At 63.5% G+C, this 26,821-nt stretch carries 22 protein-coding genes; 12 read left to right on the forward strand and 10 right to left on the reverse strand.

All coding sequences use genetic code 11. The features are described 5' to 3' along the window. Positions 1 to 94 precede the first annotated feature (94 nt). The 8 genes from ASF84_RS24510 to ASF84_RS24545 all read right to left on the reverse strand — a co-directional run bounded on the left by ASF84_RS24510 (position 95) and on the right by ASF84_RS24545 (position 9,862). Complete coding sequence (locus ASF84_RS24510) at positions 95 to 2,017, reverse strand: PrkA family serine protein kinase (protein ID WP_056841456.1); 1,923 nt, start codon at positions 2,015 to 2,017, stop codon at positions 95 to 97. A gap of 287 nt (positions 2,018 to 2,304) precedes the next feature. Next, the gene (gene glpE / locus ASF84_RS24515; RefSeq protein ID WP_056841457.1) at positions 2,305 to 2,625 is read right to left on the reverse strand and encodes a thiosulfate sulfurtransferase GlpE; all 321 of its coding nucleotides are present in this window, start codon (positions 2,623 to 2,625) and stop codon (positions 2,305 to 2,307) included. A 27-nt stretch (positions 2,626 to 2,652) separates the two neighbouring features. Further along, positions 2,653 to 3,513 (reverse strand): symmetrical bis(5'-nucleosyl)-tetraphosphatase, encoded by an 861-nt coding sequence (locus ASF84_RS24520; RefSeq protein ID WP_056841458.1) that lies wholly within the window; start codon positions 3,511 to 3,513, stop codon positions 2,653 to 2,655. Further along, a complete protein-coding gene (apaG, locus tag ASF84_RS24525) occupies positions 3,513 to 3,893 on the reverse strand; it encodes a Co2+/Mg2+ efflux protein ApaG (RefSeq protein ID WP_056841459.1) in 381 nt (126 codons plus the stop codon). The genes ASF84_RS24520 and apaG overlap by 1 nt, the downstream gene beginning before the upstream one ends. 105 nt (positions 3,894 to 3,998) lie before the next feature. After that, positions 3,999 to 4,805, reverse strand: coding sequence for a 16S rRNA (adenine(1518)-N(6)/adenine(1519)-N(6))-dimethyltransferase RsmA (gene rsmA, locus ASF84_RS24530; RefSeq protein WP_056841460.1), 807 nt, complete (start codon positions 4,803 to 4,805; stop codon positions 3,999 to 4,001). After that, complete coding sequence (gene pdxA, locus ASF84_RS24535) at positions 4,805 to 5,791, reverse strand: 4-hydroxythreonine-4-phosphate dehydrogenase PdxA (RefSeq protein ID WP_056841461.1); 987 nt, start codon at positions 5,789 to 5,791, stop codon at positions 4,805 to 4,807. Before pdxA ends, rsmA begins: the two co-directional genes overlap by 1 nt. Beyond that, positions 5,788 to 7,110 (reverse strand): peptidylprolyl isomerase, encoded by a 1,323-nt coding sequence (locus ASF84_RS24540; protein WP_056841462.1) that lies wholly within the window; start codon positions 7,108 to 7,110, stop codon positions 5,788 to 5,790. The genes pdxA and ASF84_RS24540 overlap by 4 nt, the downstream gene beginning before the upstream one ends. Continuing rightward, positions 7,091 to 9,862, reverse strand: coding sequence for an LPS-assembly protein LptD (locus tag ASF84_RS24545; protein ID WP_056841463.1), 2,772 nt, complete (start codon positions 9,860 to 9,862; stop codon positions 7,091 to 7,093). The genes ASF84_RS24540 and ASF84_RS24545 overlap by 20 nt, the downstream gene beginning before the upstream one ends. Before the next feature lie 128 nt (positions 9,863 to 9,990). On the opposite strand from ASF84_RS24545, the gene ASF84_RS24550 reads away from it, so the two are divergent. Genes ASF84_RS24550 through ASF84_RS24560 form a run of 3 tightly spaced genes read left to right on the forward strand, consistent with a single transcriptional unit; the run spans position 9,991 to position 12,490 of the window. Further along, positions 9,991 to 11,016, forward strand: coding sequence for an aminoglycoside phosphotransferase family protein (locus tag ASF84_RS24550; protein WP_056841464.1), 1,026 nt, complete (start codon positions 9,991 to 9,993; stop codon positions 11,014 to 11,016). Positions 11,017 to 11,051: 35 nt separating this feature from the next. Then, a complete protein-coding gene (gene murU / locus ASF84_RS24555; protein ID WP_056841465.1) occupies positions 11,052 to 11,723 on the forward strand; it encodes an N-acetylmuramate alpha-1-phosphate uridylyltransferase MurU in 672 nt (223 codons plus the stop codon). Further along, positions 11,723 to 12,490, forward strand: coding sequence for a DnaJ domain-containing protein (locus ASF84_RS24560; protein WP_056841466.1), 768 nt, complete (start codon positions 11,723 to 11,725; stop codon positions 12,488 to 12,490). The genes murU and ASF84_RS24560 overlap by 1 nt, the downstream gene beginning before the upstream one ends. 77 nt (positions 12,491 to 12,567) lie before the next feature. On the opposite strand, the gene ASF84_RS24565 is transcribed toward ASF84_RS24560, so the two are convergent. Further along, positions 12,568 to 13,518 (reverse strand): alpha/beta hydrolase family protein, encoded by a 951-nt coding sequence (locus ASF84_RS24565; RefSeq protein WP_056841467.1) that lies wholly within the window; start codon positions 13,516 to 13,518, stop codon positions 12,568 to 12,570. A 59-nt stretch (positions 13,519 to 13,577) separates the two neighbouring features. On the opposite strand from ASF84_RS24565, the gene ASF84_RS24570 reads away from it, so the two are divergent. From ASF84_RS24570 to trpE, 9 genes are all read left to right on the forward strand, one after another. Next, the gene (locus ASF84_RS24570; RefSeq protein ID WP_442963084.1) at positions 13,578 to 15,617 is read left to right on the forward strand and encodes a histidine kinase; all 2,040 of its coding nucleotides are present in this window, start codon (positions 13,578 to 13,580) and stop codon (positions 15,615 to 15,617) included. Next, a complete protein-coding gene (locus tag ASF84_RS24575) occupies positions 15,614 to 16,243 on the forward strand; it encodes a response regulator (protein ID WP_056841469.1) in 630 nt (209 codons plus the stop codon). The genes ASF84_RS24570 and ASF84_RS24575 overlap by 4 nt, the downstream gene beginning before the upstream one ends. Before the next feature lie 318 nt (positions 16,244 to 16,561). Then, a complete protein-coding gene (locus tag ASF84_RS24580; RefSeq protein ID WP_056841470.1) occupies positions 16,562 to 17,686 on the forward strand; it encodes an ABC transporter ATP-binding protein in 1,125 nt (374 codons plus the stop codon). 78 nt (positions 17,687 to 17,764) lie between these two features. Next, positions 17,765 to 18,796 carry a polyamine ABC transporter substrate-binding protein gene (locus tag ASF84_RS24585; RefSeq protein WP_056841471.1) on the forward strand — a complete coding sequence of 344 codons (1,032 nt, stop codon included), beginning with the start codon at positions 17,765 to 17,767 and terminating at the stop codon, positions 18,794 to 18,796. Between the two features lie 89 nt (positions 18,797 to 18,885). Further along, positions 18,886 to 20,133, forward strand: a complete 1,248-nt coding sequence (locus ASF84_RS24590) for an ABC transporter permease (RefSeq protein WP_056841472.1) — start codon at positions 18,886 to 18,888, stop codon at positions 20,131 to 20,133. An 11-nt stretch (positions 20,134 to 20,144) separates the two neighbouring features. Beyond that, positions 20,145 to 20,969 (forward strand): ABC transporter permease, encoded by an 825-nt coding sequence (locus ASF84_RS24595; RefSeq protein ID WP_056841473.1) that lies wholly within the window; start codon positions 20,145 to 20,147, stop codon positions 20,967 to 20,969. Between the two features lie 472 nt (positions 20,970 to 21,441). After that, the gene (gene rpe / locus ASF84_RS24600; RefSeq protein WP_056841474.1) at positions 21,442 to 22,116 is read left to right on the forward strand and encodes a ribulose-phosphate 3-epimerase; all 675 of its coding nucleotides are present in this window, start codon (positions 21,442 to 21,444) and stop codon (positions 22,114 to 22,116) included. Next, positions 22,113 to 22,931 (forward strand): phosphoglycolate phosphatase, encoded by an 819-nt coding sequence (locus ASF84_RS24605; RefSeq protein ID WP_056841475.1) that lies wholly within the window; start codon positions 22,113 to 22,115, stop codon positions 22,929 to 22,931. The genes rpe and ASF84_RS24605 overlap by 4 nt, the downstream gene beginning before the upstream one ends. Positions 22,932 to 23,001: 70 nt before the next feature. Then, the gene (gene trpE / locus ASF84_RS24610; protein WP_056841476.1) at positions 23,002 to 24,474 is read left to right on the forward strand and encodes an anthranilate synthase component I; all 1,473 of its coding nucleotides are present in this window, start codon (positions 23,002 to 23,004) and stop codon (positions 24,472 to 24,474) included. A gap of 193 nt (positions 24,475 to 24,667) precedes the next feature. Here trpE and estP read toward each other — a convergent pair whose 3' ends face one another. Further along, positions 24,668 to 26,614 carry an esterase EstP gene (estP, locus tag ASF84_RS24615; RefSeq protein WP_056841477.1) on the reverse strand — a complete coding sequence of 649 codons (1,947 nt, stop codon included), beginning with the start codon at positions 26,612 to 26,614 and terminating at the stop codon, positions 24,668 to 24,670. Positions 26,615 to 26,821: the final 207 nt, after the last annotated feature.

The raw sequence follows: 26,821 nt of genomic DNA on the forward strand, positions 1-26,821 counted from the left end.
CCGGCTTCATGGGCGCACCAATCGGCGTGTTGCCCTCGATACAAGGCAACACGCTGATCGACTTGCCGCTTGAAGCTTGCCGCTTGTCGCTGCCTTACTGCGATTTGCGTACGCGCAGGTACCATTCGGAGAGTAGACGCACCTGTTTGTCGGTGTAGCCCCGTTCGACCATCCTGGTGACGAAGTCGTTGTGCTTCTGCTGGTCTTCCTTGCTGGCCTTGGCATTGAAACTGATGACCGGCAACAGGTCCTCGGTGTTGGAGAACATTTTCTTCTCGATCACCACCCGCAGTTTCTCGTAGCTCAGCCAGGTCGGGTTCTTGCCGTTGTTGTTGGCCCGGGCGCGCAGCACGAAATTGACGATTTCGTTGCGGAAGTCCTTCGGATTGCTGATGCCGGCCGGTTTCTCGATTTTCTCGAGCTCTTCGTTCAGGGCCACCCGGTTGAGGATCTCGCCGGTTTCCGGGTCGCGGTATTCCTGATCCTGAATCCAGAAATCGGCGTACAGCACGTAGCGGTCGAAAATGTTCTGCCCGTATTCGCTGTAGGACTCCAGGTACGCGGTCTGGATCTCCTTGCCGATGAACTCGATATAGCGCGGTGCCAGGTACTCCTTGATGAAGCGCAGGTAGCGCTCGCGGGTCTCGGCCGGGAATTGTTCCTGCTCGATCTGCTGTTCCAGCACATACAGCAGGTGCACCGGGTTGGCGGCGATTTCGTGCGGGTCGAAGTTGAAGACCTTGGAGAGGATCTTGAACGCAAAGCGGGTCGACAGACCGGTCATGCCCTCGTCGACACCGGCACTGTCGCGGTATTCCTGGATCGACTTGGCCTTGGGATCGGTGTCCTTGAGGTTTTCGCCGTCGTACACGCGCATCTTGGAGTAGATATTGGAGTTGTCCGGCTCCTTGAGACGCGACAGCGTGGTGAACTGCGCCAGCATCTTCAGGGTGTCGGGCGCGCAGTGGGCCTTGGACAGCGAGCTGTTGATCAGCAGTTTTTCATAGATCTTGATCTCATCGCTGACACGCAGGCAGTACGGCACCTTGACGATGTAGATCCGGTCGATGAAGGCCTCGTTGTTCTTGTTGTTGCGGAAGGTGTGCCACTCCGATTCGTTGGAGTGCGCCAGCAGGATGCCGGTGAACGGAATGGCGCCCAGGCCCTCGGTGCTGTTGTAGTTGCCTTCCTGGGTGGCGGTGAGCAAGGGGTGCAGGACCTTGATCGGCGCCTTGAACATCTCGACAAATTCCATCAGGCCCTGGTTGGCCCGGCACAGTGCGCCCGAGTAGCTGTAGGCGTCCGCGTCGTTCTGCGGGAATTCTTCGAGCTTGCGGATATCGACCTTGCCCACCAGTGCCGAAATGTCCTGGTTGTTCTCGTCGCCGGGTTCGGTCTTGGCCACCGCGATCTGGTTGAGGATCGAAGGGTAGAGCTTGACCACCTTGAACTGGCTGATATCACCGCCGAACTCGGCCAGGCGCTTGGTGGCCCAGGGCGACATGATGGTGCTGAGATAGCGTCGCGAGATGCCGAAGTCTTCTTCGAGGATGTCGCCATCCTCGGCGGCGTTGAACAGGCCCAGTGGCGACTCGAAGACCGGCGAGCCCTTGATGGCGTAAAACGGGACCTTCTGGATCAGTTGCTTGAGTTTTTCAGCCAGGGAGGATTTACCGCCCCCTACCGGGCCAAGCAGATAGAGGATCTGTTTCTTTTCCTCCAGGCCCTGGGCGGCATGGCGGAAATACGAAACGATCTGCTCGATGCACTCTTCCATGCCATGGAAATCCGCAAAGGCCGGGTAGCGGCGGATGACCTTGTTGGAAAAGATTCGCGACAACCGCGGGTTGACGGACGTGTCCACCAACTCGGGTTCTCCTATGGCCAGCAACAGGCGTTCTGCTGCAGAGGCATAGGCGCTTCGGTCACGTTTGCAGAGCTCAAGGTACTCCTGTAGTGAGAGCTCTTCCTGGCGTGTGGTTTCGAAGCGTTGTTGGAAGTGGCTAAAAATACTCATGACGTCACCTCGCTCGATACGTTGAGCCGGCGGCGGATCGTCAGTCGATGCTGGCAGCAGCTGAGTATCCAGATGCCGTTACCCCCCAAACACCATGAAAGTAACTACCGATGACCCACGCGCCGGTGTACCGGCTCTCCCCTGATTACGGATGGCCTGTGGGTAAGAATAGATGGCTTTCGGGAAGATAAAGAAGGGATGTGAAAATAGTCTGCGCAACCGTTCATCGGATTCAGGCTCAAACCCGCGCCGTACGCGGCTTGAGCCTGGATGAAATTTTTTTGTACTCAGCCTTGCGTGGTGTCATCGGGGTAAGTGGCGCGCCACAGCTCGAAACCGCCGTCGAGGCTGTACACCTCCGAGAAACCCTGGCCCACCAGATAGGCTGCCGCGCTCTGGCTGGAGTTGCCGTGGTAGCAGACCACGACCAGGGGCTTGTCGAGGTCGGCCTGGGCGATGAAGTCGGCGATCGAATGGTTGTCCAGGTGCCGCGAGCCGCTGATGTGCTGGTTGGCAAAGGTCTGCGGGTCGCGGATGTCGACCAGCACGGCACCCTGTTCGCGCAGGGCATGGGCCTGGTCGGGGGCGATGCGTTTGAAGTCGGTCATGCTGAAAACTCCTGGGCTGAATATGGATCAGGCGGGTTGAGCGCCGGTCGGGCGCCGGTCAGCGGCCCGGCCATCGGGGGTGCAATTGCAGTGGTGGCGTTGCAGGGTGTCGACATTGAGCAGCGTCATGCTGCCACCCCAGACACAACCGCTGTCCAGGGCGAAGACGCCGGGCTCGTCGCAACGGCCTTCAAGGGCGGCCCAGTGACCGAAGATGATCTTCAGGTCGCGGGTCTTGCGCTGCGGGTGGCTGAACCAGGGCGCATAGCCGGGCATGGCGGTCTCGATGCCTTCCTTGCCCTTGAGGTCCAGCCGGCCATCGCTGGTGCAGAAGCGCATGCGGGTGAAATAGTTGGTGATGACCCGCAGGCGAGTGGTGCCTTGCAGGTCGTTATCCCACCGCGCAGGTTCGTTGCCGTACATGTTGTTCAGGAAACGCTCGTACAGCTTGTCGTCCTGCAGCGCCTGCTCGACTTCGCCGGCCAGCTTCAGGGCCTTTTTCAGCGACCACTGGGGCGGGATGCCGGCATGGGTCATGGCGATATTGCGCTCGGCGTCGTAGTGCATCAGTTTCTGCCGGCGCAGCCAGTCGAGCAATACCGGGCAGTCGGGTGCCTCGATGATCTCGCGCAAGGTGTCGGATTTCTTCAGGCGCTCGACGTGTCGGGAGGCGGCCAGCAGGTGCAGGTCGTGATTGCCCAGCACGCAGGTCAGCGAGTCGCGGATGCCGTACAGAAAGCGCAGGGTCTCCAGCGATTGCGGACCCCGGTTGATCAGGTCGCCGACCAGCCACAGGCGATCAGTGCCTGGGGTGAAGCGGACCTCGTCCAGCAGACACTTGAGCGGTTCCAGGCAACCCTGCAGGTCGCCGACGGCGTACACCGCCATCAGTGCAGGGCGCCCGGCACGGCCAGGCGGAAGGGCGCGATGATGGCGTCGAAGCGTTTGCCGTCCTCGGCCAGCATCTGATAGCTGCCCTGCATGTTGCCGACCCTGGTGGGCATGACCGTGCCGCTGCTGTAAGTGTGGCTCTGGCCGGCGGCAATCAACGGTTGCTGGCCGACCACGCCGTCGCCGCGCACTTCTTCGACCTGGCCGTTGCCGTCGGTGATGACCCAGTGACGCGACAGCAACCTGGCCGGCAGCTCGCCGTTGTTGTGCACGGTGATGGTGTAGGCGAAGGCGAAGCGGTCGTGCTCTGGGCTCGATTGTTCGGCGAGATAGCGCGTAACGACGCTGACATCAACCTGATAACGGGAATCGGACATGCGGAAGGCCTTGAAATCGAAAGCGGAAAGGACGCAAGCACCGGCTCAGTCTAGGCCATCCAGGAACAATCATTGAACATGACGTTTTCCGGATGACCTGGCCGGTCATTGAACGGGGGGCTTTTCGCTGAGCTGGTCCGCCAGCCGGACAAACGCAGCAAGGTCAAGCTGTTCAGGGCGCAGGCTGCCGTCCACGCCAGCAGCCTCGATCTCGTCGCTGGTCAGCAGCAGCTTGAGGGTGTTGCGCAGGGTCTTGCGTCGCTGGTTGAACGCTTCGCGCACCACGCGCTCGAGCAGGCGATGATCCTTGGCCGGGTGCGGCAGGGTTTCGTGTGGCACCAGGCGCACGATGGCCGAGTCGACCTTGGGCGGCGGATTGAACGCGCCGGGCCCTACGTTGAACAGGTGTTCCACGCGGCAGTGGTACTGGACCATGATCGACAGGCGACCCCAGTCACCGCCACCGGGGCCGGCCGCCAGGCGCTCGACCACTTCCTTTTGCAGCATGAAGTGCATGTCGCGGATCAGGCCGGCATTGCTCAGCAGGTGGAAGATCAGCGGCGTCGAGATGTTGTAGGGCAGGTTGCCGACCACGCGCAGGCTGTTGGGTGCGGCATTCAGGCTGGTGAAGTCGAACTTGAGGGCGTCGCCCTGGTGCAGGCTGAAGTTCGGCTTGCCGGCGAACTGGCTGTTGAGGATCGGGATCAGGTCCTTGTCCAGTTCAACCACGTCCAGCTGGGCGCCACTGCCCAGCAAGCCTTCGGTCAGGGCGCCCTGGCCCGGGCCGATTTCCAGCAGGCGGTCTTCGGGGCGGGCGCGGATGGCGCGCAGGATGCGGTCGATGACGCCGGCGTCGTGCAGGAAGTTCTGGCCGAAACGCTTGCGCGCCCGGTGTTGGTATTGCTCGGTCATTAGGGGGTCTCGGCCATCTGGTAGGCGGTTTGCAGGGCGACCTGCAGGCTGCCGGTATCGACCTTGCCGGTACCGGCCAGGTCCAGTGCGGTGCCGTGGTCGACCGAGGTGCGGACGATCGGCAGGCCCAGGGTCACATTGACCGCCGCGCCAAAGCCCTTGTACTTGAGTACCGGCAGGCCCTGGTCGTGATACATCGCCAGCACCGCGTCGCAGTGCTCCAGGTATTTGGGGGTAAACAGAGTGTCGGCGGGCAACGGGCCGCGCAGGTCCAGGCCTTCGCCGCGCAGACGCTCCAGGGTGGGTTCGATGATGTCGATTTCTTCGCGGCCCAAGTGCCCGCTTTCGCCGGCGTGGGGATTCAGCCCGCAGACCAGGATGCGCGGGTGCCGGATGCCGAACTTGCCGACCAGATCGGCGTGCAGGATGCGGGTGACACGCTCCAGGCGCTCGGCGGTGATGGCGTCGGCCACCTCGCGCAGCGGCAGGTGCGTGGTTACCAGCGCCACGCGCAGGTCACCGGTGGCCAGCATCATGACCACCTGTTCGGTGTGGGTCAGTTCGGCCAGAAATTCGGTGTGCCCGGAAAAGGCGATGCCGCCTTCGTTGATCACGCCCTTGTGCACCGGGGCGGTGATCATGCCGGCGAACTGTCCGTCCAGGCAGCCTTTGCCTGCACGGGTCAGGGTCTGCAGCACAAAGGCCGCATTGGCCTTGTCCAGTGTGCCGGCCACCACGGGCGCCTGCAACGGCGTGTCCCAGACATACAGGCTGCCGGCCGGTGCCGGCACCTCCGGAAAGGCATCCGGGCCGACCGGCAGCAGGTCGACGGCCACGCCCAGTTGCACGGCCCGCTCAAGGAGCAGGTCGTGGCTGGTAATGGCGATCAGGGGGTGTGGCTGGGGCTGCGCGGCGAGCAGCAGGCACAGGTCAGGACCTATGCCGGCCGGTTCGCCGGGCGTCAGTGCGAAACGCCTGGGCTTCACTGGGGTGCCTGGGCGGCGCCAGGAAGCTTGATTTCGACGTAGGCTTCGTCACGGATCTGACGCAGCCAGGTTTGCAGCTCTTCATCGTACTTGCGGTTGCGCAGCACGGTCAGGGCTTGCTGGTCACGCGCCTGGGTGGTGGTGTCGGTGGCCCGACGACCCAGCACTTCCAGGATATGCCAGCCGTAGTTGGTCTTGAACGGCTTGGACAATACGCCTTGTGGCGTCTCGTTCATGGCTTCGCGGAATTCCGGCACCAGCGAGTTGGGGTCGACCCAGTTCAGGTCGCCGCCATTGAGTGCCGAGCCCGGGTCTTCCGAGAAGCTCTTCGCCAGGTCGGCGAAGTTGTCGCCGTTCTGGATGCGCTCGTACAGCTTGGTCGCCAGGCGCTGGGTCTCGGCTTCGCTGCGGATCTCGCTCGGCTTGATCAGGATGTGGCGTACATGCACTTCGTCGCGCATCTGTGCCTGGCCCTGGCCACCGCGTTTTTCCAGCAGCTTGAGGATGATGAAACCGCCGGGCGTGCGCGCTGGAGGGGTGACATCGCCTACCGGCATGGAACTGAGCAGGTCGCCGAACGGCGGTGGCAGCTGAGCTGCTTTGCGCCAGCCCATGTCACCGCCGTCCAGGGCGCTTTCGCTGGCCGAACGCGCGACGGCGATCTGGGCGAAGTCAGCGCCTTTTTTCAGCTGGTTGTAGATGTCCTGGGCCTGGCTGGCCGCTTTCTGGATCTCGCTGGACGATGCGCTGTCCGAGGTCGGGATCAGGATATTGGCCAGGTGGAACTCTTCGGACAGCTGCGCCTTGCCCATGTCCGAGGCCAGGAAGTTCTTCACTTCCTGTTCGGTGACCTGGATGCGCTCGGCCACGCGACGCTGGCGCACACGGCTGATGATCATCTCGCGACGCACCTGCTCGCGGGCATCGTCATACGACAGGCCGTCATGGGCCAGCGCAGCACGGAACTGGGCCAGGCTCATGCCGTTGCGCTGGGCAATGGTTTCCAGCGCCTGGTTGAGTTCTTCGTCACCGATACGAATGCCGGAACGATCGCCCATCTGCAGTTGCAGGTTTTCCAGGATCAGGCGATCCAGGACCTGGCTTTGCAGCGCTTCGGCAGGCGGTGTGCCGCCGCCGCGCTTGGCGATGGTCTGCTGGACTTCGCGCACGCGCTGGTCCATCTGGCTTTTCATAATGACATCGTTATCGACGATGGCCACTACGCTGTCCAGCGGCTGGACGGCCGCGTGGACCGCACCGCTCAGGAGAAGCGCGCCCAGCATCAGCGGGCGCAGGCCGTTACAAAGCTTTGTCTTCACGTTCACGATAACCTTGAATGCCGTTGTCGAGGAAACTCTCTACCTTGGCGCCAGTCACGCCACCGAGGCCCTTCAACACAATTTGTAGGAATACGCCGCGGTCGCCTTTTTCGTTCTGAGGCGCTTCCTGGCTGTATTCGTCGTAGTCGACCCAGTAGCGGCTGACCAGGCGCAGTTTCCAGCAGCAGCTGTCGTACTCGAAACCACCGAAGGCTTCCAGGGTGCGGGCGCGGTTGTAGTCATACTGCCAGCGGCTGATCAGGCTCCACTGCGGCACGATCGGCCAGATGACCGAGAAGTCGTGCTGCTGGATCTTGTAGTAGTCCTTCACGTAGCCAGGCTGGCCAGGGGTGCCGTAGTCACCGCCGCCCACGCTCCACTTGCCGGAGGTCTGGTCATAGCGCACCACGTCGTTACGGTAGCGGTAGCCGACGTTGATGATCTTGCCCGGGTTGTCCTCAGGCTGGTAATGGAACATCGCGCTGCCGGAGCGGGTGCTGTGGCTGTCCGGGTCCCAGTTGAAATCGGAGTTCAGGCGCCAGTCGCGGTTGAAGCGGAACTCGTATTCCATGCCGATGGGCGAGACATTGGCCCGCGCATCGTCGCGGTCAGCGAAGACCACGCCGGGCAGTTGCACCTTGCGATCTTCGAAGTACAGGGCCTGGCCGATGCTGAAGCGCTGGCGCTCGAAGCCGTTTTCCTCGATCCAGCGGTTGGTCACGCCCAGCGACAGCTTGTTCTCGTCGCCGATACGGTCGGAGCCGACGAAGCGGTTGTCGCGAAACAGCGAGGCGTAGTTGAAGGTGGTTTCCGAGCTGTCGAACACCGGGATGTCGTTCTGGTCCTTCTCCGGTACATAGAGATAGAACAGGCGCGGCTCCAGGGTCTGACGGTAATCCTTGCCGAACCACTGGGTATCACGGTCGAAGTACAGGCCGCTGTCGACGCTGAAGATCGGCACGCTGCGGTTCTGGCTGCTCTTGTAATCCTCGCCGGCGAGCAAGGTGCTCTGGCCCCGGCCATCCAGATCCAGGTCGTACTGCGTATAGACGTACTTGAGCTTGGGCGTCAGGAAGCCGTAGGTCGAATTCATCGGCAGGCTGATCGACGGCGCCAGGTTCAGGCGGTCGCCGTTGGCACGTGCCAGGCCCTGGACGTTGTTGTCCAGGCGCGGGCTGACATTGCCGTCTTCATCGACAAAGCTGCCATTGCGCAGGTCACGGTCGAAACGCACCAGCTCGGTCTGATAGTCGAACTTCAGGCCACCCGGGTTGTACGGCAGGGTGCCGTCCAGGGTCAACTGCGGCAGGCGGTTGTACGGCGTGATGTTGGCCACGGTCGCCAGCTTGTAAGCCTGGGCATTGAGCCGGGCGGTGTAGCTGTCGCCACGCCAGGTCACGGAGCCCTGCTGGTTGATGAAGTCGGTCTTGGAGATGCCGATCTGGTCGGTCTGCAGGTCCTGGAAGTAGTACGGGTCGCTGATGTCGGTGTAGTCCACCTGGGTCATCAGGCGCGAGTCCAGGCCGCCCTTGTGCTGCCAGTTGAGCATCCAGCGCGTCTTGTCGTAATCGCTCTGCAGCTTGCGATCATCGTTCTCGTCGTTGAGGTACGCGCCGCCGAACTGGCCTTCGCTGCTCTTGGTGAGGTAGCGGAATTCGCCTTCCATCAACAGGCCGCGCTTGGTCATGTAGCGCGGGTAGAGCGTGGCGTCGTAGTTGGGCGCCAGGTTGAAGTAGTACGGGGTGACCAGCATGAAGCCGGTGTCGCTGCCGCTGGCGATGGTCGGCGGCAGGAAGCCCGACTGGCGACGGTCGTCGATCGGGAAGTAGATATACGGCGTGTAGAGTACCGGTATGTCCTTGACCCGCAGGGTGACGTTGGTCGCGGTGCCGAAACCGGTGGCCGGGTTCAGCGTGATGTTGTTGCCCTTGAGCGACCAGGCGTTGTTGCCCGGCTCGCAGGAGGTGTAGGTACCGTCCTTGAGGCGGATGATCGCGTTTTCGGCGCGCTTGGCGTACAGCGCGTTGCCGCGGATGTTCGACTTGTGCAGCACGTACTCGGCGTTGTCGACCTGGGCCTCGCCGGTGTCGAGTTGCACCTCGGCGCGGTCGCCGACGATCAGGGCACCCTTGTCGCGCAGGCGCACGTCACCATTGAGCTCGCCACGGTTCTCGGCCTGGTGCAGGGAAGCCTCCTGGGCCTGGACCTGCATGCTGCCCTGGCGGATGACCACGTCACCGGCCAGGGTCGCAATCTGTTCTTCCTGCTGGTAGCGCGAGGCCTTGGCACCGATGAACATCGGCGACTCGTCCATGGGCGTGGTGTCGTCCATGCCGGGGCGCAGTGGCTCGACATAGGCACCGGAGCAGTAAGGCGCGGTTTCGGCCAACTGGGCGGCACTGAGCTGTTCACGCGGCACCCAGTCGAGGTGACTGTAGTCGGCGCTGCGCGACTTGAGGCCCTTGCCCTTGGCTTCGGTGACCAGCACGGGACGTTGCCCGGACTCGGTCGACGAGGCGCCGCCTGCGTCCTGCGAGCCTTCGGTTCCGGCCGTGCCGCTGTGCACCGGACGAGGCGGCAACTGCGCTTCGCTGGATTTCGGCGCGCAGTTCCAGGCTCCCGAAGCAGACACTGAACAGTCATACTGTTCGGCGGCAACCGCGAACGGAATGGCCAGGGGTTGCATCGCCAGCAGACTGCCGGTTACCAGCAACGGAAATTTTTTACGAAACGCGGGGGATTTCAATGCCATCTTATTAGTCCGGGCTTCCTGCGCGCCATCTGCCCGCGGGGGGCCGCACGCCTTTCGATGGGCTGAAAAAGATCCCGGATCATAAAGCATGACCCGCTTGACGGCTAGGGCCGTCGGAGACCCTTGTAATGCAAGACCACGATATACGCTTGAAAAAACTCCAGGTTTGGCTCGATGAGCAATTGCCAGCGCTGTTTGCGCGCCAGAACTGGGGCGCCGTGCCCGCGGCCACATTGACCGCCGCCAGCAGCGACGCCAGTTTTCGGCGTTACTTTCGCTGGGAAGGCGCCGGGCGCACGCTGATCGTCATGGATGCCCCGCCGCCGCAGGAAAACTGCCGGCCTTTCGTGGACATTGCACACCTGTTGGCCACCCGTGGCATCAATGTACCGGTGATCCACGCCCAGGACCTGGAACAGGGCTTTCTGCTGCTCAACGACCTGGGTCGGCAGACGTACCTGGACGTGATCCATGCCGAGAACGCCGACGCGCTGTTCAGCGACGCCATCGATGCCTTGATCGCCTATCAGCAATTGCCGATGGAGGCGCCCTTGCCCAGCTACGACGTGGCGTTGCTGCGCCGCGAGCTGGAGCTGTTTCCCGAGTGGTACGTGCAGCGTCATCTGGGCCTGGCGTTGAGCCCGGAACAGCAAGCGCTCTGGCAGCAAGCCAGCAGCCTGTTGATCGACAGCGCCCTGGCCCAGCCCAAGGTCTTGGTGCACCGTGACTTCATGCCCCGCAACCTGATGCTCAGCGAGCCGAACCCGGGCGTGCTGGATTTTCAGGATGCGGTGTATGGGCCGGTCACCTACGACATCACGTGCCTGTTCAAGGATGCCTTCCTGAGCTGGCCCGAGGCGCGGGTGGCGCAATGGCAGAAGCAGTACTGGGATCAGGCGCGGGACGCCGGTATCGCCGTGCAGGCCGACTTCGCCGAATTCCAGCGTGCCAGTGACCTGATGGGCGTGCAGCGTCACCTGAAGGTCATCGGTATCTTCGCGCGCATCTGTCACCGCGACGGCAAGCCGCGTTACCTGGGCGACGTGCCGCGCTTCTTCTCTTATATAGAAACCGTGCTGGCCCGGCGTCCGGAGCTGGCCGTGCTGGGGCAGCTGTTGAGCAGCCTGGAGCAGGCTGTCGAGGTGCCGGCCTGAGGGCCGCACCGTTTACCTGATTTCATGAGGCTTGAATGAAAGCGATGATTCTCGCCGCCGGCAAAGGCGAGCGTATGCGTCCGTTGACGCTGACTACACCCAAGCCGCTGGTGCGCGTTGCCGGTGTACCGTTGATCGAGTACCACCTCAAGGCCTTGCAGGCGGCAGGTTTCGAGGAGGTGGTGATCAACCATGCCTGGCTGGGGCAACAGGTCGAAGACCATCTGGGCGATGGCCGGCGCTTTGGCCTGAGTATCCGTTATTCGCCCGAGGGCGAGCCGCTGGAAACCGGTGGCGGGATCTTTCGTGCCTTGCCGCTGCTGGGCGATCAGCCGTTCGTGGTGATCAGCGCCGATGTCTGGACCGACTACGACTTCGCCCGGCTGCGCAGGCCGCTGGCGGCTCAGGCGCACCTGGTGATGATCGATAACCCGGCGCATCACCCCACAGGCGACTTTGCGCTGGTGAGCGGTCAGGTGCGTGATGATGACGCGGCCGCGCCGCGCCTGACCTACAGCGGCCTCTCGATTCTGGACCCCGGGCTGTTTGCAGGCTGCGAGCCCGGAGCCTTCAAGCTGGCCACCCTGTTGCGCCAGGCCATGCGCCAGGGGCAGGTGAGCGGCGAGCATTTCGAGGGTCGCTGGGTGGACGTGGGGACTCATGAGCGGCTGGCCGAGGTCGAGCGCTTGCTGGCGGAGCCCCACTGATGTTGTGGCCGGGCACCTTGATCGGGGCGGGCGTCGGTTATGCGGTGGCCAGTATTCCAGGCGCGTTGCTCGGCACACTGTTGGGGCAGGTGGTGGACCGGCGCCTGCAACTGCGCAACTGGCAGCAGTTGCGCGAGCGGCTGGGCGGCCGGGCGGCCATTGGCGACGATGAACTGCCGTTCGTCTTGCTCGGCCGGCTGGCCAAGAGCAACGGGCGGGTGCTGCCGGTGCATATTCATCAGGCGCGGGTGCACATGAAGGTGCTGGGGCTGGACGAGCCTGCGCGTGCGCGGGCGGTGGCCGCCTTCAATCGGGGGCGTGACGGGCGTGAAGGCTTGCGCGGTTACCTGCGTTATTGGCGCGCTGACTCCGTGGCCGGGGAGGCGCTGCTGCAGGCCTGTTGGCGCATGGCCTGGGCCGACGGCAAGGTGACGCCCATCGAGCGCGAGCTGATCGGCACCTGGGGGCAGTGGCTGGGCTGGTCGCCGGCCAGGATCGATGCGCTGGGCGCCGAGCATGACCCGCTCAAGCCCCAGGCTCCTGCCATTGCCGATGGTTACCGCGGTGCCCTGTCGTTGCTGGGCGTGCAGGCCGACGCCGAGCCCCAGGCAATCAAGCGCGCCTACCGGCGCTTGCTCAGCCGTCATCACCCGGACAAGCTGACCGGCGCCGGGGCCAGCGCCGCAAGCGTGCGCGAAGCCACCGAAAAGACGCGTGAGCTGCACAGCGCCTATGCGCTGATCAAGGCCCGGCGCGGGTTCCGGTAGGCGCAGGCCCGGCCGGCCCGAATCTACGGCGGGGCCTTCGCGGCTAAAGCCGCTCCTACGGCTGTTCCTGGAGGGTGTTATTCAGCCTGCACCCAGCCGCGGATGCGGCGGAAGATCTGTTCCTGTTCGGCTTCGGCATTGCCGGCGATGTCGACCAGGCCGATCTGGGTATAGCCCGGGCCCTTGGTGCGCTTGCTGGTTTGCAGGCGTTGCTCGGCATTGCCGCCCTGGCGGTTCTTGTAGACGAAGTCGGCGGTCTTGACCTTGAGGTTCGGGATCAGCTCCAGCAGTGAAGGCACGGCATCCTGCGGCTCGCGTGCGGCCACCAGCACCAGCTTCTGGACTTTGGCATCGGCGCGCTCGTTGGCAAAACGGGTGGCCCAGTACGCGCCACTGTTGTGGCCGAGCAACACGATGCTGCGCGCCTTGTTCTGCAGGGCAAAGGCAATTGCGCTGTCGATGCGGGCAAAGATCTGCTCGGCTTCGGCCTGCGCCAGTGCCCGATTGGCGGCTGCCTGGTTGGCCACTGCGTCGGGGGGCGGGCTGGCGGCGTCCGGGCTGGCTTCGCTGGTGGCGTCCTTGGCGGGCGCAGCCGCGTCGGGCGCGGGCTCGGTTTCGCGGGCCAGCAACGCCGGGTCCTGGGTGTCGGGCAGTGGCAGGCTCAGGGTGGCCCAGCCTATATCGGGAAATTTGCGCCGCAACGGGCCCACGACTTGCGGCCAGTCGGCTGATTCGCCGGCACCGGCGACGATGATCACCGCGCCTTGCGGATCGTCGCTGTTGGCGGGTTGCCACAGGGCCAGAAACGGCGTGTCGCCAGCTTGCAACTGCTGCAGGTCCTGGGCGGGCAGGCGCCGTTCCAGGGCCTGGGCCTCTTCCTGCTCGCGTGACAGCAGCGGCGGACGCTCGACCGGCGTGTCCGCTGCAGGCGTTGCGGGTGCCGTATCGGCAGCCACCGCTGGCAGGGTCTGGGTCAGGCTCAATGACAGCAGTAATGCAGGAAACATTGCGCGAAGGGTCAAGGACATCGGATATTCCAGATCAGAATCCGTGCTGGCGATTTGATCAGTGCCGGCAAGGGTGGCGAATGAGCAGTGCAACAGATGAGAAGCATGCCTTGATGATAGCGGTTGTACGTGGACTTTTTATCGGCAGCCTGGCGGCGCTCTTGATGCTGGTCGCCGTCGGGGCCCGGGCCGAACAGGCGCAGTCCTCGGTGCAGATGAGCCTTGGCCAGGAGCAACGGCGCTGGCTCGACCAGCATGGGCCTTTGCGCGTCGGTGTGGTGCTGCGTGCGCCTTATGCGCAGTTCGATCAGCGCCTGCAGCAGTTGTCGGGGGCCAACATCGACCTGATGAATGCGGTGGCGTCGGCGCTGAAGGCCGATTTGTCATGGCGCACCTACACCGACCAGGCGGCGCTGGAAAAGGCGCTGGTCGCCGGCGAGCTGGACCTGGCGCCCGGCCTGATGCAGACCCCGGCCGGGCTGCGCCTGTGGCTGTTTTCCGACCCTTATCTACGGGTGTCGCAACTGCTGGTGGGCGAGCGCGACGGTGGCGGCACGGTCGACCTGGAAACCCTCGACTCATTGTCGCGGGTGGTGGTGCGCATGCCCGGTGCCACGGCCGATTACCTGCGCACCAATTTTCCGCACCTGAACCTGCAAGGCGTGCCGCTGGAGCGCCAGGCGTTGCAACTGCTGCTCAGCCAGCAGGCGCGTTATGCCGTTGTCGATGAAGCACAACTGAGCCGGTTGTTTCGCGAGCCGGAGTTCGCCGGGCTGGCCATTGTCGGCGACATCGGCCTGCCGCAGTTGCTGCGCATTGCCTCGCGTCGTGATGCGCCGGAGCTGGCGGCCATGCTCGGCGACGCCTTGCTGGCGATCCCGGCCAAGGAACTGGACCAGTTGCATGCGCGCTGGATGCCGCTGACCTCGTCACGTTTCAGCGAGTCGACGGCGTTGTGGAAGAACCTGTGCCTGTTGTTGCTGGTGATGCTCCTGGCTTGCCTGGCGATTGTCATCTGGCAGCGGCGCATGCAGCAGACCCTGGAGCAGCAGTTGCTGGATGCGCGTGAGGACATTGCCCGGCGCCTGGCGGGCGAGGAGGCGTTGCGCCTGGCGCAGTTTTCCATCGACCAGAGCACGGTCGGCATTTTGTGGGTCAACTGGGACAGCCGGGTGCGCTATGCCAACCGGGCCGCTGAAGCCATGCTCGGTTATCCGCAAGGCGCGGTGGTCGACCGACCGCTGATTGACTTCGAACCCGGCCTGCACATGGATCGCTGGCTGAACCTGTGGCGCAATGCACGTTCCAGCGAAGATGGCCCCCAGGTGTTCGAGACCAATTGCCTGCGCGCCGACGGCAGCAGGCTGCCCACCGATGTGTCGCTGAGTTTCCTGCGTTTTCGTGACGCCGAATACCTGGTGGTGTTTCTCAGCGATGTCAGCGAGCGGCGTCGGGCCCATGAGCAGTTGCGCGAACTGTCGGCGCACCTGGAAAGCGTGCGCGAGGAAGAAAAGGCCCGTATTGCCCGCGAGGTGCATGACGAGCTGGGCCAGATGCTGACCGTGCTCAAGCTGGAGACGTCGATGTGCGAGCTGGCCTATGCCGACCTCGATCCGGGGTTGAGTGACCGGCTCAACAGCATGAAACGCCTGATTGCGCAGCTGTTCCAGCTGGTGCGCGATGTGGCCACGGCCCTGCGGCCGCCGATTCTGGACGCCGGCATTGCGTCGGCCATCGAATGGCAGGCCCGGCGGTTCGAGGAGCGCACGCAGATTCCTTGCCTGGTGCTGGTGCCCGACAACCTGCCGGCGCTCAGCGATGCCCGGGCGATCGGCCTGTTCCGTATCCTGCAAGAGGCGCTGACCAACGTCATGCGCCACGCGGCGGCGCATTCGGTTCAGATCAGCCTGACCCTGGCCGATAACCTGGTGTGCCTGAGCATTGCCGATGATGGCCAGGGTTTTGATCCGCTGGCCGCGCGCCCCACTTCGTTCGGGCTGGTGGGCATGCGCGAGCGGGTGCTGATGCTCGGTGGCCGGCTGGAGCTGGACAGCGAGCCGGGCGAGGGCACGGCCCTGCATATTTATATTCCATTGGATCCGGTAGGAGTGAGCGCGTGATTCGTGTCCTGGTAGCTGAAGATCACACCATTGTGCGCGAGGGCATCAAGCAGCTCATCGGCCTGGCCAAGGACCTGCAAGTGGTGGGCGAGGCGTGCAATGGCGAGCAGTTGCTCGAGACCTTGCGCCATGTGCCCTGCGAGGTGGTGCTGCTGGACATCTCGATGCCCGGCGTCAACGGCCTGGAGGCCATCCCGCGTATCCGCGCCCTGAGCAACCCGCCGGCCATTCTGGTGCTGTCGATGCACGACGAGGCGCAGATGGCGGCGCGGGCGCTGAAGGTCGGTGCGGCCGGCTATGCCACCAAGGACAGCGACCCTGCGCTGCTGCTGACCGCGATTCGCCGCGTGGCCGCCGGTGGGCGCTATATCGATCCGGACCTGGCCGACCGCATGGTGTTCGAAGTGGGGCTCACGGATAACCGGCCGCTGCATTCACTGTTGTCGGAGCGCGAGTTTTCGGTGTTCGAACGCCTGGCCCAAGGCGCCAACGTCAACGACATCGCCCAGCAACTGGGCTTGAGCAGCAAGACCATCAGCACCCACAAGGCGCGCCTGATGCAGAAGCTGAACATTCATTCGCTGGCGGACCTGGTGAAATATGCCATGGAGCACAAGCTGCTCTGAACGGGCGACATGCCTGATTGCGACATGCCTGATCTCTGGGGTAGGAGCGCGCTTGCCCGCGACCGGCTGCGTTAGCAGTCGTAAAATAGTGGCGTTTCCGAGATCTTTGCGAGCGCTTCGCACTCGGTCGCGGGCAAGCGCGCTCCTACGGGCCGTGCCGGGGGGGGGTGGGGGGTGTCCAATTGCGTCATCGGTGTAGGGCGATCCCTACACGCACCCTTCCAGTGCGCCTAGGCCAATCTCTCCCGGCGCCCGATTTGCGCGGGCTGCGGCCTGCACTAGGCTTGAGCCCACGCAGACATAACAAAGGTGTGGGCAATGAGCGACGTCGATTCAAGCGCTGGAACCAATGACGTTCTGGTCAGCTTTCGTGGTGTACAAAAAAGCTACGACGGCGAATCGCTGATCGTCAAAGACCTGAACCTGGACATTCGCAAGGGCGAGTTCCTGACCCTGCTCGGTCCGTCCGGCTCGGGCAAGACCACCAGCCTGATGATGCTGGCCGGTTTCGAGACCCCCACCGCCGGGCAGATCCTGCTGGGTGGCCGGGCCATCAACAACGTGCCGCCGCACAAGCGCGACATCGGCATGGTGTTCCAGAACTACGCCTTGTTCCCGCACATGACCGTGGCCGAGAACCTGGCGTTCCCGCTGACGGTGCGGGGCCTGAGCAAGACCGACGTCGGTGAGAAGGTCAAGCGTGCGCTGGGCATGGTCCAGCTCGACGCCTTTGCCCATCGTTATCCGGCACAAATGTCCGGCGGCCAGCAGCAGCGCGTGGCCCTGGCGCGGGCGCTGGTGTTCGAGCCGCAACTGGTGCTGATGGACGAGCCGCTGGGCGCCCTCGACAAGCAATTGCGCGAACACATGCAGATGGAAATCAAGCACCTGCACCAGCGCCTGGGCGTGACCGTGGTCTATGTGACCCACGATCAGGGCGAAGCCCTGACCATGTCGGACCGGGTGGCGGTGTTCCACCAGGGCGAGATCCAGCAGATCGACGCCCCGCGCATCCTGTACGAAGCGCCGAAGAACACGTTCGTGGCCAACTTCATTGGCGAGAACAACCGTCTCAATGGCCGGCTGGTCAGCCAGCAAGGCGAGCACTGCGTGGTCGAGCTGGGCCGTGGCGAGCAGGTCCAGGCGCTGGCGGTCAATGTCGGGCGCAACGGTGATCCGGTGACGTTGTCGATTCGCCCCGAGCGCATCAGCCTCAACGGTCACAGCGAACATTGCGCCAACCGCTTCTCGGGCCGTGTAGCCGAGTTCATCTACCTGGGCGACCACGTCCGGGTGCGTATGGAAGTGGCCGGCAAGACCGACTTCTTCGTTAAACAACCGATTGCCGAACTCGACCCTGCCATGCGCGTGGGCGATGTCGTGCCGATCGGCTGGCAGACCGAGCACGCCCGCGCGCTCGACCCGCTGCAGCAAGTGCAATAAGGCATCGCTTAACCTTCAGAGACGGAACAATCGTCCTACTCATTGCTAAACCAACACTGCCCGTGGAGAGAAGAATAAATGCTCAAACCATTGAAGTTCACCGCTATTACGCTGGGGATGATGTGTGCAGCGCACGCCATGGCAACCGACCTGACTGTCATTTCCTTCGGTGGCGCCAACAAGGCAGCCCAGGAAAAGGCGTTCTATGCCCCGTGGGAAAAGGCGGGCAACGGCAAGATCATCGCCGGTGAGTACAACGGTGAAATGGCCAAGGTCAAGACCATGGTCGACACCAAGAGCGTCTCGTGGGACCTGGTCGAAGTCGAGTCGCCCGAGCTGTCGCGCGGCTGTGACGAAGACATGTTCGAAGAGCTCGACCCTGCGCTGTTCGGCAAGAAGGAAGATTTCGTACCCGGTGCCCTGAGCACCTGCGGCGCGGGCTTCTTCGTGTGGTCCACCGTGCTGGCCTATAACGCCGACAAGGTCACCACCGCACCGACCAGCTGGGCCGATTTCTGGGACACCAAGAAATTCCCCGGCAAGCGCGGCCTGCGCAAGGGCGCCAAGTACACCCTGGAATTCGCCCTGATGGCCGACGGCGTGGCCCCGGCCGACGTCTACAAGGTGCTGGCCAGCAAGGACGGTCAGGACCGCGCCTTCAAGAAGCTCGACGAACTCAAGCCGAACATCCAGTGGTGGGAAGCCGGTGCCCAGCCGCCGCAGTACCTGGCCTCGGGTGACGTGGTCATGAGCTCGGCCTACAACGGCCGCATCGCTGCCGTGCAGAAAGAAAGCAACCTGAAAGTGGTGTGGAACGGCGGCGTGTACGACTTCGATGCCTGGGCGATCCCGAAGGGCTCGAAAAATGCGGAAGCGGCGAAGAAGTTCATCGCCTACACCCTGCAGCCCGGCCAGCAGAAGATCTACTCGGAAAACATCGCCTACGGCCCGGCCAACACCCAGGCGGTACCGTTGCTGGACAAGAACATCCTGAGCGACATGCCGACCACACCGGAAAACATCAAGAACCAGGTGCAGATGAACGTCGCGTTCTGGACCGACAACGGCGAGTCCCTGGAGCAGCGTTTCACTGCCTGGGCTGCCAAGTAAGCGCCTGACCCTGCCTCGGACCGAGGGGCGTTCCGGCAATGGAACGCTTCTCTCGTCACACGCCTTGTTCAAAGATTTCCGGAGTTCCTATGGCCACCGCCGTGCCCCTGCCTGAAGGCGCCAGCCCCACTCTCAAGCAACGTCTGGCCCGTGCCGAGCGGGTCAACCGCTTCAAGGCTCAGGCATTGATCGCGCCGTTGGTTATTTTTCTGTTGCTGGTCTTTCTGGTGCCCATTGCCGCGCTGCTGTTCAAGAGCGTGAACAACCCGGAAGTGGTCAACGCCTTGCCGACCACCATCGTCGAGGTGCAGAAATGGGATGGCAAGGGCCTGCCGCCAGAGGCCGCATACGTGGCCCTGAGCCGCGACCTGGCCGATGCCCGCAAGAATTCGACCCTGGGCGACTTGTCCAAACGCCTGAACATGGAGTTGGCCGGCTACCGCAGCCTGCTGACCAAGACCGCACGGGCCTTGCCGCTGCCGGCGGAACCGGCCTCTTATAAAGACGCGCTCGAAGCCATGGATGAACGCTGGGGCGACCCGGCCTACTGGCAGGCGATCCGTCGCAACACCAGCAGCATCACCCCCTATTACCTGCTGGCCTCGGTCGACCATCGCATCGACGATGTCGGTGAAGTGGCCGCGGCCTCGCCTGACCAGGCGATCTACCTGGACATCTTTGCCCGCACCTTCTGGATGGGCCTGGTGATCACCGTCATCTGCCTGGTGCTGGCGTACCCGCTGGCCTACCTGCTGGCCAGCCTGCCGGCGCGGCAGAGCAACCTGTTGATGATCCTGGTGCTGTTGCCGTTCTGGACCTCGATCCTGGTGCGGGTCGCCGCCTGGATCGTGTTGTTGCAATCGAGCGGGCTGATCAACAGTGCGCTGCTGGCGATGGGCATCATCGATAAACCGCTGGAGCTGGTCTTCAACCGGGTCGGGGTCTACATCTCGATGGTGCACATCATGCTGCCGTTCATGATCCTGCCGATCTACAGCGTGATGAAGAACATTTCGCCCAGCTACATGCGCGCGGCGATTTCCCTGGGTTGCCATCCGTTCGCCAGCTTCTGGCGGGTGTATTTCCCGCAGACTTACGCCGGCATCGGTGCCGGTTGCCTGCTGGTGTTCATCCTGTCGATCGGCTACTACATCACGCCGGCGCTGCTGGGCAGCCCGAACGATCAGATGGTCAGCTATTTCGTGGCCTTCTACACCAACACCAGCATCAACTGGGGCATGGCCACGGCATTGGGCGGCCTGCTGCTGTTGGCGACCATCGTGCTGTACCTGATCTATAGCTGGCTGGTCGGCGCCAGCCGCCTGCGCCTGAGCTGAGGAGAATCATCATGCTGAGCCCTTACACCTCGCCCATCGAGCGAATCTGGTACTACGCCTTGCGCATCATCTGCGCGCTGGTGCTGCTGTTTCTGGTACTGCCGGTCCTGGTGATCATACCGCTGTCGTTCAACTCCGGCAGTTTCCTGGTCTACCCGCTGCAAGGGTTCTCGATGCAGTGGTACGAGAATTTCTTTCAGTCGGCCGAGTGGATGCGGGCGCTGAAGAACAGCATGATCGTCGCCCCGGCGGCGACCTTCCTGGCCATGGTGTTCGGCACCCTGGCCTCGATCGGCCTGACGCGCGGCAATTTTCCCGGCAAGGCGCTGGTGATGGCGCTGGTGATCTCGCCAATGGTGGTGCCGGTGGTGATCGTCGGTGTGGCCAGTTATCTGTTTTTTGCCCCGCTGGGGCTGGGTAACAGCTACACCTCATTGATCCTGGTGCATGCGGTGCTGGGCGTACCGTTCGTGATCATCACCGTGTCGGCAACCCTGCAGGGCTTCAACCATAACCTGGTGCGGGCCGCTGCCAGCCTGGGCGCTTCGCCACTGACGGCGTTTCGCCGGGTGACCCTGCCATTGATTGCGCCGGGGGTGATCAGCGGTGCGCTGTTTGCCTTTGCCACCTCGTTCGACGAAGTGGTGGTGACCCTGTTCCTGGCCGGTCCCGAGCAGGCCACGCTGCCACGGCAGATGTTCAGCGGCATTCGCGAGAACCTCAGCCCGACCATCGCCGCGGCGGCGACCTTGCTGATCGCCTTTTCGGTGGTGCTATTGCTGGTGCTGGAATGGCTGCGCGGACGCAGCGAGAAACTGCGGGTGCAGGCGGAATAGGGCCGCCGCATCCCCCCGATCTGTAGGAGATCATCCTGTGCCACTGGCAAGCAAACATGGACCCGGTGTAGGAGCGCGCTTGCCCGCGACCGGCTGCGTTAGCAGTCGTAAAATTGTGGCGTTTCCGAGATTTCTGCGAGCGCTTCGCACTCGGTCGCCGGCAAGCTGTTGCGGTCTAATGATTCTGGACCATGATGTAGGAGCTCTGCCCGCGACCGGCTGCGTTAGCAGTCGTAAATTTTCAGCGTTTAATCAATTTTGCGAGCGCTTCGCACTCGGTCGCCGGCAAGCGGGCTCCTACAGGTGTGAATTTTATAGCCAAGAAAATCAATAAGTTACTTTGTGTTTGAATGAGGGCGGTTTCAACCGCGAGGGGCGCAACGCCATTCCCGTCTGAAGCCGGTGCTGCGCAATATTGCGAAACGTTAGCGTACAATGCGCGCCACCGTGATTCAGTCCAGACAGGTGCGCCATGCAGCCCTTCGTTATTGCTCCATCAATCCTTTCCGCCGATTTCGCCCGTCTGGGCGAGGAAGTCGACACCGTGCTGGCCGCCGGTGCCGACTTTGTCCACTTCGATGTCATGGACAACCACTACGTCCCCAACCTGACCATCGGTCCGATGGTCTGCGCGGCGCTGCGCAAGTACGGCGTGACGGCGCCCATCGATGTGCACCTGATGGTCAGTCCGGTGGATCGCATCATCGGCGACTTCGTCGAAGCGGGCGCCACCTACATCACCTTTCACCCCGAGGCCACCCAGCACGTCGATCGTTCGCTGCAACTGATCCGTGACGGCGGCTGCAAGGCCGGCCTGGTGTTCAACCCGGCGACCCCGCTGAACCTGCTCGAATACGTCATGGACAAGGTCGACATGATCCTGCTCATGAGCGTCAACCCGGGCTTTGGCGGGCAGAAGTTCATCCCCGGCACCCTGGACAAGCTGCGCCAGGCCCGTGCGCTGATCGAGGCCTCGGGTCGCGAGATTCGCCTGGAGATCGACGGCGGCGTGAACGTGCAGAACATTCGTGACATCGCCGCTGCCGGAGCCGACACCTTCGTCGCCGGCTCGGCAATCTTCAACACCCCTGACTACAAGCAGGTGATCGATAAAATGCGCAGTGAGCTGGCGGCCGCCCGCTCATGAGCAGCCTTGAGCAGCTCTTTGGCGACCAGTTGCCCAGGCTGATCATGTTCGATCTGGACGGCACCCTGGTCGACTCGGTGCCTGATCTGGCCGTGGCCGTCGACACGATGCTGCTGGCCCTGGGTCGCCCGGCGGCCGGTCTCGAGGCGGTCCGCGCCTGGGTCGGCAATGGCGCACCGGTGCTGGTGCGCCGCGCCCTGGCGGGCGATCTGGAGCACAGTGGCGTCGATGACGCGCTGGCCGAGCGGGGCCTGGAGCTGTTCATGCAAGCCTACGCCGAGAAGCACGAATTCACCGTGGTCTACCCTGGCGTGCGCGAAACCCTCAAGTGGTTGCAGAAAAAGGGCGTGGAAATGGCCCTGATCACCAACAAGCCCGAGCGCTTCATCGCGCCGTTGCTGGATGAGATGAAGCTGGGGCGGTTTTTTCGCTGGATTATTGGTGGCGACACCCTGCCGCAGAAAAAGCCTGACCCGGCCGCCTTGCTGTTCGTGATGAAAATGGCCGGTGTACCGCCGGCCCAGGCGCTGTTCGTGGGCGACTCGCGCAGTGATGTGCAGGCGGCCAAGGCCGCGGGTGTGGCGTGTGTAGGCTTGAGCTATGGCTATAACCATGGGCGGCCGATTGCCGAAGAATCACCGACGCTGGTGCTGGATGATTTGCGCAAGCTGATTCCCGGTTGCCTGGATCAGGGCGCTGAGATACTGTTGCCGCACATCGAACGCCCCTCCCATAGAGATTCCATCGTGGTGGTCACTCACAAACTCTGGATGAAAGTCATCAAGGCCCTGGCCCGCTGGCGCTGGCGCGCCTGACTTTTGCTCCGGCCGCCTGCGGCCCGTTTGCCTGACTGACCGTTTTTATCCTCAAACCACGAGGCGACTCATGAACCGTGAAGAATTCCTGCGTTTGGCCGCTGAAGGCTACAACCGCATCCCGCTGGCCATCGACACCCTGGCCGACTTCGATACGCCGCTGTCGATCTACCTGAAACTGGCCGACCAGCCCAACTCCTATCTGCTGGAGTCGGTGCAGGGCGGCGAGAAATGGGGTCGTTACTCGATCATCGGCCTGCCGTGCCGTACCGTGTTGCGTGTGCATGGCTATCAGGTCAGCGTGACGTGCGATGGCATCGAGACCGAAAGCCTGCAGGTCGAAGACCCGCTGGCCTTCGTCGAAACCTTCAAGGCCCGCTACAACGTGCCGACCCTGCCGGGGCTGCCGCGCTTCAACGGTGGCCTGGTGGGCTATTTCGGCTATGACTGCGTGCGCTATGTCGAGAAACGCCTGGCCAACTGTCCGAACCCCGACCCGCTGGGCGTGCCGGACATCCTGCTGATGGTGTCGGACGCGGTGGTGGTGTTCGACAACCTGGCCGGCAAGATGCACGCCATCGTGCTGGCCGACCCGTCGCAGCCGCAGGCCTACGAGCAGGGCCTGGCGCAGCTCGACGAACTGATGGACAAGCTGCGCCAGCCGCTCACGCCGCGCCGTGGCCTGGACCTGACGCGGCCACCGGCCAGCGAGCCGGCGTTCCGTTCCAGCTTTACCCAGGACGATTACGAGCGGGCGGTGGACACCGTCAAGCAGTACATCCTGGCGGGTGATGTGATGCAGGTGGTGCCGTCGCAACGGATGTCCATCGATTTCAAGGCCGCGCCCATCGACCTGTACCGCGCGCTGCGTTGCTTCAACCCGACGCCGTACATGTACTTCTTCAACTTCGGCGACTTCCATGTGGTCGGCAGTTCACCGGAGGTGCTGGTGCGTGTCGAGGACAACCTGGTCACCGTCCGCCCCATTGCCGGCACCCGTCCACGCGGGGCGACCGAAGAAGCCGACCGTGCGCTGGAAGAAGACCTGCTGTCCGATGACAAGGAAATCGCCGAGCACCTGATGCTCATCGACCTTGGCCGCAACGACACCGGCCGGGTGTCGGAAATCGGCTCGGTGAAACTGACCGAGAAGATGGTCATCGAGCGTTATTCCAACGTCATGCACATCGTCTCCAACGTCACCGGCCAGTTGAAAAGCGGGCTGACGGCCATGGACGCCTTGCGTGCCATCCTGCCGGCGGGCACCTTGTCGGGTGCGCCGAAGATCCGTGCGATGGAAATCATCGACGAGCTGGAGCCGGTCAAGCGTGGCGTCTATGGCGGCGCCGTGGGTTACATGGCCTGGAACGGCAACATGGACACCGCCATCGCCATTCGCACGGCGGTGATCAAGGACGGCGAGTTGCATGTGCAGGCCGGTGGCGGCATCGTCGCCGATTCGGTGCCGGCCTTGGAATGGGAAGAGACCATCAACAAGCGCCGCGCCATGTTCCGCGCCGTGGCGCTGGCCGAGCAGTCATAAGCAACTGCCGGCCTGTAGGAGCGCGCTTGCCCGCGACCGGCTGCGCTAGCAGTCGTAAATTTTCAGCGTTTCATAGATCCCTGATGGGTTAGCAGGCGTAATTTTGTGGCGTTTCTCAGATTTTGCGAGCGCTTCGCACTCGGTCGCGGGCAGAGCGCGCTCCTACTGAGATGTACCGGTACCTACGTCGTCATCAAAAATCCAGGCTTATGTCGAGGTTGACTCCTTGCTGGGTCAGCGCGTCGTTCTTGCGCCAGGTGTAGCCGGCGCGCAGGTTGAGGTCGCGGGTCAGTTGCTGGCTCAGGCCGAGGCTGGCGCGGTTGAGGTTGCGCTGTGGGGCATAGCCTTGCAAGGCAAAGTCGAGCGACGGCAGGCTGTTGAGGGCCAGGCGCACCGGCCGGGCATCGGTCTCGAATTCACGTTCGTGGGCGAATTCGCCAGACACCTGGGTGGCCGGCGCAAGCTGCCATTTGCCCAGCAGGCCAGCACCCAGCCGGCGCGAGGTGCGCTGCTGGTCGTCGACGCTCAGTGCGCTCGAGCTCTGGCCGCGTTCACGGTAGCCATCGACGCTGACCCTGGCCTGGTCGGCGCTGATGAACGGCGACAGGTGCCACGCGCGATGGCCGCCGGAGAGGTCATGGCCCAGCCGCGCACTCCACGCCCACAGATGGCCGTCGGTATCGCCTTTTTCCTGCCGTTCGCTGATGCCCAGGGCGAACCGGCGCTCGGCCTTGTCGTAATCCAGTTGCCCGACGGAGGCCGATATGTCCGCCCACCACTGACGGGCCTGATACTGCATGAAAATGCTGGCAATGTAGCTGCCCAGCCGGTAGTGCGAGTCCTGTTCGCCGGCCTTGAGGCTCTGCCGGTAGGCGCCCGCCACGAACCCGGTACGCCAGTGTTCGGCCAGGCGATAGCTGCCGCCCAGGGTCAGGTTGGCACCCTGCCCGTCGGCCTTGGCGCCGCTGCCTTGAGCGTCGATGTCGAGCGCCTGGCCGCCTGCATCCAGCAGGGTTCGCCAGTGCCCGACCGCTTGCCAGGCCCCCAGGTCGGCCAGCCATTGGTTGCGCAATGTGTCTTGCTGGGCACGCAGGGTGGTGTGGGCCATTTCCGGCAGCAGGGTCAGTTCCTGCGGCGCGGCCAGGATCGAGTAGGCGTAATCGGCCAGCAGGCGCTGCGCGGCCGTGGTCGGGTGCACGCGGTCATTGAAGAACAGCCGGTCAGGGTCCGGGCGGCTGCCGTCCAGTCCGTAGACCGGGTTCTGCCGGCAACCGTCGCCATTGAAGCAGGTGCCGATCAGGTCGATGTCGGCGGCAAAGCCGAAACGCGCAGGATCGCTCAGGGCTTCGCTGATCAGCAGAGGGATGTTCAGGCCGATCACCTCGGCGTCCAGTTGCCCGAGCCGTTCGACCAGGCGCTCGTTGAAGACCGCGCTGAGGTCGGAAATCACCGGTTGCACGGGGCTGGCGCTGTATACGGGCGTCTGGCCGATGTCCGGCAGCAGCCAGACCATCAGGTAGCGTGCCCCGGCCTGTTGCAGAGCCTGGGCGCTGTCGGCCAGGCGTCCGGCGGCCTGGCGGGCGTCGGCGTGGTTCAGGACCAGGCCCAGGCGAAAGTCGTTGGCGCCGCCGGACAGGTAGTACAAGGCGTCTGGGTCGGCACGCCCGGCGTTACCGGGCAGATAGCCCGGGCGGTTGCGCAGCACGATGTTGGTGTCCTCCAGCGTGACGTTCGACTGCCCGGTGATCGAATCCAGGATCTGGTCGGTGCGGTAGCCGCCCACGGCCCAGTTGTTGCCGTCGGCTTGCCCCAGTGCGGCGTTCACCGGCGAGGTTGACGCGGCCAGGTCGTGCGGCGAGATTCCGAGCAAACGGCCCAGCAACAGGGAGGAGGTGAGGCCGGTCAGTTCGCCACTGCCGTCGTGGTAGTCGGGTCCTGTTCGGTTGGTGAAGCGCAGGGTGGCGCCCGGCGGGCCGTTCAGGTCGGGGAACTGGCCGGCATCCAGCAGGCTGTCGCCAAAGACGAACAGGGTCGAGTAGGGCGCCGACAGGGCCGGTGGGGCCAGACAGGTCAGGGTCAGCAGGCAGGCGGTCAATGGCTTGAGCAGCAGGCGCAGGGGCGTGGCAGGGGGGAACTGCATCAGGGGGTTCTCGTGTGGTGGTGTCCACTGACCCTAGCAACCCTCTCCAGCAGCGCCAGTGCCGCTTATTGGGGGTGTCGACGAACCGTTCGAGAACCTCGATCAATCACGCGATCACTGCCGACAGTGACGGCGCTCAAGGGCATACAGCGTTGTTTGCAGACGGCCTGTCGGGCCGATATCAGAGCGCTGATGCGTTTTAACCGC

The organism is Pseudomonas sp. Leaf127, from assembly GCF_001423155.1.
Lineage (GTDB): Bacteria > Pseudomonadota > Gammaproteobacteria > Pseudomonadales > Pseudomonadaceae > Aquipseudomonas > Aquipseudomonas ovata.

Bases quoted from the DNA above. Each gene is read 5' to 3' on its own strand.
- ASF84_RS24510 (WP_056841456.1), bottom strand. From the start codon at position 2,017: ATGAGTATTTTTAGCCACTTCCAACAACGCTTCGAAACCACACGCCAG.
- glpE (WP_056841457.1), bottom strand. From the start codon at position 2,625: ATGACCGACTTCAAACGCATCGCCCCCGACCAGGCCCATGCCCTGCGC.
- ASF84_RS24520 (WP_056841458.1), bottom strand. From the start codon at position 3,513: ATGGCGGTGTACGCCGTCGGCGACCTGCAGGGTTGCCTGGAACCGCTC.
- apaG (WP_056841459.1), bottom strand. From the start codon at position 3,893: ATGTCCGATTCCCGTTATCAGGTTGATGTCAGCGTCGTTACGCGCTAT.
- rsmA (WP_056841460.1), bottom strand. From the start codon at position 4,805: ATGACCGAGCAATACCAACACCGGGCGCGCAAGCGTTTCGGCCAGAAC.
- ASF84_RS24545 (WP_056841463.1), bottom strand. From the start codon at position 9,862: ATGGCATTGAAATCCCCCGCGTTTCGTAAAAAATTTCCGTTGCTGGTA.
- ASF84_RS24550 (WP_056841464.1), top strand. From the start codon at position 9,991: ATGCAAGACCACGATATACGCTTGAAAAAACTCCAGGTTTGGCTCGAT.
- murU (WP_056841465.1), top strand. From the start codon at position 11,052: ATGAAAGCGATGATTCTCGCCGCCGGCAAAGGCGAGCGTATGCGTCCG.
- ASF84_RS24560 (WP_056841466.1), top strand. From the start codon at position 11,723: ATGTTGTGGCCGGGCACCTTGATCGGGGCGGGCGTCGGTTATGCGGTG.
- ASF84_RS24565 (WP_056841467.1), bottom strand. From the start codon at position 13,518: ATGTCCTTGACCCTTCGCGCAATGTTTCCTGCATTACTGCTGTCATTG.
- ASF84_RS24570 (WP_442963084.1), top strand. From the start codon at position 13,578: ATGAGCAGTGCAACAGATGAGAAGCATGCCTTGATGATAGCGGTTGTA.
- ASF84_RS24580 (WP_056841470.1), top strand. From the start codon at position 16,562: ATGAGCGACGTCGATTCAAGCGCTGGAACCAATGACGTTCTGGTCAGC.
- ASF84_RS24585 (WP_056841471.1), top strand. From the start codon at position 17,765: ATGCTCAAACCATTGAAGTTCACCGCTATTACGCTGGGGATGATGTGT.
- ASF84_RS24590 (WP_056841472.1), top strand. From the start codon at position 18,886: ATGGCCACCGCCGTGCCCCTGCCTGAAGGCGCCAGCCCCACTCTCAAG.
- ASF84_RS24595 (WP_056841473.1), top strand. From the start codon at position 20,145: ATGCTGAGCCCTTACACCTCGCCCATCGAGCGAATCTGGTACTACGCC.
- rpe (WP_056841474.1), top strand. From the start codon at position 21,442: ATGCAGCCCTTCGTTATTGCTCCATCAATCCTTTCCGCCGATTTCGCC.
- ASF84_RS24605 (WP_056841475.1), top strand. From the start codon at position 22,113: ATGAGCAGCCTTGAGCAGCTCTTTGGCGACCAGTTGCCCAGGCTGATC.
- trpE (WP_056841476.1), top strand. From the start codon at position 23,002: ATGAACCGTGAAGAATTCCTGCGTTTGGCCGCTGAAGGCTACAACCGC.
- estP (WP_056841477.1), bottom strand. From the start codon at position 26,614: ATGCAGTTCCCCCCTGCCACGCCCCTGCGCCTGCTGCTCAAGCCATTG.